The organism is Sphingomonas sp. 10B4 (genome assembly GCF_035019905.1).
GTDB classification, from domain to species: Bacteria; Pseudomonadota; Alphaproteobacteria; order Sphingomonadales; family Sphingomonadaceae; genus Sphingomonas; species Sphingomonas glacialis.
This window is the reverse complement of the sequence record NZ_JASJVC010000226.1, coordinates 1-367: the sequence shown is the minus strand read 5'-3', so window position 1 is coordinate 367 and position 367 is coordinate 1. Positions and strand designations below refer to the sequence as shown.

1 protein-coding gene is annotated in these 367 nt (G+C 58.6%); it reads left to right on the top strand.

What is annotated here, in order from left to right:
- The coding region (locus QN347_RS19575) for an IS66 family transposase (RefSeq protein WP_323494364.1) at positions 1-367 on the top strand (367 nt) is incomplete at both ends.

Below are 367 nucleotides of genomic sequence, written 5' to 3'. Positions count from 1 at the left end.
GTGCCGATGCAGGTGCGTGTGCTGCGTCATATTCGCAAACGCTACGGCTGCCCTGGCAGTACGCACGCTCCGGTGACCGCAGCCTTGCCACCACAACCGCTTCCAAAAAGTAATGCCAGTGCCGACTTCCTCGCCATGCTCTTGACGACCAAATATGTCGATGGCTTGCCGCTGGCACGCTTTGAGAAAGTGTTGGCGCGACACGGCGTACCGGTTCCACGCCAAACGCTGGCACGCTGGGTCATCGGTACGGCCCGCTTGCTGCAACCCTTGCATAATCTGGTGCGTGACGCCTTGTTTGATAGCGGCGTCATCCACATGGATGAAACGGTGGTACAAGTGCTCAAGGAAGCCAATCGCACAGCCA